The sequence below is a fragment of the Rhodococcus spongiicola genome (genome assembly GCF_004011835.1).
In the GTDB taxonomy this organism is placed as follows: domain Bacteria; phylum Actinomycetota; class Actinomycetes; order Mycobacteriales; family Mycobacteriaceae; genus Prescottella; species Prescottella spongiicola.
In genome coordinates this window covers 1-5598 of sequence record NZ_RKLN01000010.1, presented here as the reverse complement: position 1 = coordinate 5598, position 5598 = coordinate 1, and the positions used below count along the sequence as shown (strand labels likewise).

Genomic DNA, 5598 nt, shown 5'->3' with positions numbered 1-5598 from the left:
TGAACCCGAACGAGGCACCCGCATGCGAGGCCACCACCGGACGCGCACGATCAGCCGGCAGATCCAACTGCTCCGGCAACCCCGCCAACGCCTGCTTCCAGTACTCGACCTGCCGCGCGATCACCGACTCCGGATCGTCCTCCGAACCGAGGACCTCCCGCTGCCACAACGCGTAATCGGCGTACTGCACCGCAAGCGGCGCCCACCCCGGAACCACACCCGCGGTCCGCGCCGCATACGCGGTCACCACATCCCGCATCAGCGGGCCCATCGAGAACCCATCCGCCGCAATGTGATGCAACACCAGCACCAGCACATGCTCGGTCGGGGACACCTCGAACAACGCGACCCGCAGCGGGACCTCGCTCGTGACGTCGAACGACGACCACACGAGATCGCCCATTGCTTCGAGCAGCTCGTCGGCGGTGACGGCAATCGGGTCGAGCGGGATGGTGACCTGCGATGGCGGACGAACCATCTGGCTGCCGACTCCGTCGACGTCGGGGTAGACGGTGCGCAGGGATTCGTGGCGCGCGATCACGTCGCCGACGGCCGCGCGCAACGCGGTCCGGTCGAGCAGACCCGACAGCCGAACTGCGATCGGGATGTTGTTGCCGGTCGACGAGGTATCGAACCGGTTCAGGAACCACATGCGCTGCTGCGCGTACGACAGCGGGATGACGTCGGGGCGGCGCCGGGCGACGAGCCGGACCCTGCCACCGACACTGCCACCAGCGATCTGCTCGATCTGCACCGCGAGAGCGCGGACGTTGGAGACCTCGAACAGTGTGCGGACGGGGATCGATGTGTCGAGTTCCTCGCCGAGGCGGGCCACGGCGCGTGTCCCGATCAGCGAGTTTCCGCCGAGTTCGAAGAAGTCGTCGTCGCGTCCTACCCGGTCGACGCCGAGCAACTCGGCGAACACGTCGGCGACGATCTCCTCGATCGGAGTCTCCGGAGCCTGGAACTCGCGAACCTCGAACTCGGGTTCCGGCAACGCCCGACGGTCGAGCTTTCCGCTCGCGCTGATCGGCAGCTCGTCGATCTCGATGACCGCTGCTGGGACCATGTACGACGGCAGAGCCCGTCCCACCGCGTCCTTTACAGCAGCGTTATCGATCGATTCTTCTCCCGCGGCAACGAGATATGCGACCAGGCGCTCACTCTTGACCAAGACCACGGCCTGCGCGACGGCGTCGAGTCGGTGCAGGACAGCCTCGATCTCGCCGAGCTCGATCCGGAAACCTCGCAGCTTGACCTGATCGTCGGCACGCCCGACGTACTCGATCACGCGATCCGCGGTCGTCCGCACGACGTCGCCGGTGCGGTACAGCCGAGTACCGGCATCCCCGAACGGGTTCGGAACGAAACGTTGGGCGGTCAGACCGGCACGCTCGTGGTACCCACGAGCCAGTCCGGGTCCCTCGAGGTACAACTCACCCACGACCCCCGCAGGAACGGGCCGCAAACGTCCGTCGAGTACGTAGGTGTTCGCGCCGCGGATCGCGCGCCCGATCGTCACAGGCTCGCCCGGCACCAACGCATCGGAGATGTTCGACGCCACCGTCGCCTCGGTCGGACCGTACGCATTGAACATCCGCCGCCCACCAGTAACCCACCGGGCCACCAGCTCCGCCGAACACGCCTCACCACCGACAACCACCACACGCAGCGCATCCAGACCCGACGGATCAACCGACGCCAACGCCGCCGGCGTCACGAACGCATGCGTGACCCCCTGCACCCGAAGAAGCTCCGCCAACTCGTGGCCACCGTAAATCGACGTCGGCGCAATCACCATCGTCGCACCCGCCCCGAACGCCATCAGCAACTCGAGAACCGACGCATCGAAACTCGGCGACGCGAAATGCAACGTCCGCGCACCCGCCTCGAGGCCATACCGCTCCACCTGCTCGGCCGCGAACGCCGCCAACCCCGTGTGCGTAACTACAACACCCTTGGGCACACCCGTCGAACCCGACGTGTAGATCACGTAGGCGGGGTGGCTCGGAGTCAGTGCCCGCACCCGGTCGACGTCCGACACTCGAACGACCGACTGTTCTGCGACCGCCGTGGACACTGCGGCATCGTCGAGGACCAACCACGGAACACCCTCGGGCAAGGCCGCGGCATGCTCGGAGGTCGTCACACCCAGCAGCGCGCCCGAGTCCGAAACCATGTGCGCGACACGGCTGCCCGGGTAAGTGGGGTCAACCGGCACGAACGCGGCACCCGACTTCGCGACCGCCCAGACCGCGGTCACGGACTCGACGGATCGGGTCAGGGCCACGGCGACGACATCCTCGGGGCCTACGCCGCGCGACGCCAGAACCCGCGCCAGGCGGGTGGACCGCTCGTCCAGCTCGCGGTAGGTGACCTCCGTTTCGCCCGACACGAGCGCGACCCTGTCCGAGTCAGCGTCAGCCGCCGCAGCCAGCAGATCGGTCAGCAGCATCGGTTCGGGAGCAACGGGCCCGACCGGTCCGGTCAGTTGCGCCGCCTCGTCGACACCGAGCAGGTCGATGTCACCGACGACGACGTCCGGCGACGCGACGACGGCCTCGAGGACTCGGCCGAAGCGAACCGTCAACGCGCGCACGGTAGATTCGTCGAACAGGTCCGTCGCATACGTGAAGCCGGCCGCCATACCCTGGGCGGTTCCGTTCTCGTCGATGGACTCACGGAACGTGAACTGCAGGTCGAACTTCGCCACCTCGGTGTCGAGGTCGACCTGGTCGAGTGTCAGGCCGTGCAGGTCGAGGTGCGTTGGACCGAGGTTCTCGAACGAGAGCATCACCTGGACCAGCGGGTGTCGCGCTGTCGATCGCGCGGGGTTGATGATCTCGACGAGCCGCTCGAAGGGGATGTCCGAGTGCGCAAAGGCCCCGAGTGCTGCGTCCCGAGCGTGCGCGAGAACCTCGGTGAACCTGGCGTCCTGCTCGACGTCGGTTCTCAGGACCAGGGTGTTGACGAACATGCCCACGAGGTCGTCGAGTGCCTGCTCGCCGCGCCCGGCGACCGGCGTGCCGATTGCGATGTCCGACGTGCCAGCCATCCGCGACAGCAGCACCGAAAGCGCGGCGTGCACGACCATGAACAGGGACGCGCGGTGTGTATGCGCGAGTTCGGTGAGCGCCTGGTGGACTTCCGGGGAAATCTCGAACTCGACGTGTGCGCCGCGGAACGATTGCTGCGCCGGGCGGATCCGGTCCGTGGGCAGGTCGAGCTGGTCGGGCAAGCCGGCTAGGTGTTCGGCCCAGTAACGCGCCTGGCTCGAGACCACCGAGTTGGCGTCGTCCTCGGAACCGAGGATCTCGCGTTGCCATAGCGCGTAGTCCGCGTACTGCACCGGCAGCGGCGTCCATGCCGGATGAGCCCACTGGGTACGCCCCGCGTACGCCGCCATGATGTCGCGTGCCATCGGGCCCATCGACCAACCGTCCGCACTGATGTGGTGCACCACGATCACGAGGACATGCTCGGTCGGGGTGACGCGGAACAGTTCGGCCCGCACCGGCGCCTCGACGGTTACGTCGAATCCGCGCCCAGCAAGCGTCAGCGCCCCGTGCCGCAGTCCCTCCTGGGAGACGTCACAAGGGGACAGGTTCGGCGCCACCTGGACCGCGTCCAGCACCACCTGATGCGGCCCGTCCGGTGAGTCGGGGAAGATGGTCCGGAGAGACTCGTGCCGGTCGAGGACATCCGTGACTGCGACCTGGAGGCCGCTGACATCGAGAACGCCGGACATGCGCAGTCCGACAGCCAGGTTGTACGTAGGTGATTCGGGATCGAGGCGGTTGAGGAACCACATCCGATGTTGCGCGAGCGACAGCGGGACGCGGTCCGGTCGGGTTCGGGCGACGAGGGCCTTGCGAGCGCCTGCGCCCGCATGCTGCTCGATGTGGACCGCGAGCGCGCCGACGGTGGAGGCCTCGAAAAGCACTCGCACCGGAACCCGCGTGTCGAGCGCGGCCCCCAGGCGGGACACCACCTGTGTCGCGATCAGCGAGTTACCGCCCATCGCGAAGAAGTCGTCGTCGACTCCCACCCGCTGGACGTCCAGAACGTCGGCGAACACGTCGGCGACGATCTCCTCGATCGGGGTCGTCGGGGCACGGAACTCGCGTGCGGCGACCACCGGCGCCGGCAGCGCCTTCCGATCCAGCTTGCCGGAGGGGTTGAGCGGGAACGCCTCGAGTTCGACGAACACCGACGGCACCATGTACGAGGCGAGCGACTTCGACAGGCCCGCCCGCACCGCGGCCTCGTCCACCGGCCCGTAGGTGGGCACGAGGTAGGCGACGAGCTGCTCGTCGCGGACGAGGACGACCGTCTGGGCGATCTCGTCGCGTTCGAGGAGCGCGGCCTCGATCTCGCCGAGCTCGATCCGCAGACCGCGCAGCTTCACCTGGAAGTCGGTGCGCCCCAGGTACTCCAACTCGCCGTTCGCGCTCCACCGCACCAGGTCTCCGGTGCGATACATCCGCTCACCGGCGCCACTGTACGGATCGGCGACGAAGCGCTCGGCCGACAGATCGGGCCGGCGAACGTACCCGCGCGCGAGCTGGACCCCGGCCAGATACAACTCACCGGGCACCCCGACCGGCACCGGCCGCAACCGGTCGTCGAGGACGAGCACCCGCGTGTTCCATACCGGCGCACCAATCGGCACCGAGGACACATCCGCATCGGTGACCTCGTGGTAGGTGACGTCCACCGCAGCCTCGGTCGGCCCGTACAGGTTGTGCAGCACCGCACCTGGCACGACGTCCCGGAACTTGGCCGCGGTCTGTGCCGGCAACGCCTCGCCCGAGGCGAACACGGTCCGCAGAGCGACGACGTCCCGCACGGCAGGTTCGGCCACGAAGACCGACAGCATCGACGGCACGAAATGCGCCACCGTCACGCCCTGCTCGACCATCACCCGCGCCAGATACGCCGGATCCCGGTGCCCGTCCGGGATCGCAATTACCAGCGCTGCACCGATCTGCAACGGCCAGAACAACTCCCACACCGACACGTCGAAAGTGAAGGGTGTCTTCTGCAGCACCACGTCCGAGCCGTCCAGCTGGTACTCGGCCTGCATCCACACCAGGCGATTGACGATTGCCGCGTGGGAGACCGCCACACCCTTCGGCCGCCCCGTCGACCCCGACGTGAAGATCACGTACGCGGTGTTCGACGACCGCAACGGCGCCACCCGCTCGAGGTCGGTGACCGGGCCATCAGCCAGACCGGTCTCGTCGAACGAATCGACATGCACCACAGGAACATCGGAGCCCGGATCGAACCCGTCCCGGGTGGTGGTGAGAACCAGCACCGGGTCGGCGGTATCGAGGATGTAGCCGTTACGGTCGGCCGGCTGATCCGGATCGACCGGCACGTACCCGCCACCGGCGACCGTGACCGCATACACCGCCACCAACATCTCCACCGACCGGCCCATCGCCACCGCGACCAGCGACTCCGGACCCACACCCGCGGCGATCAGCAACCGCGCCAACCGGTGGACCCGGCCCGCGAACTCCGCATACGACACCGACCGGCCCTCGAACACCACAGCCGCCGCGTCCGGGGTCCGTGCCGCCTGCGCCTCGA

Annotated in this window: 1 protein-coding gene; it reads right to left on the bottom strand. The window is 67.9% G+C overall.

Annotated elements, in window-relative coordinates:
• The coding region (locus tag EF834_RS17985) for a non-ribosomal peptide synthetase (RefSeq protein ID WP_127948645.1) at window positions 1-5598 on the bottom strand (5598 nt) is incomplete at both ends.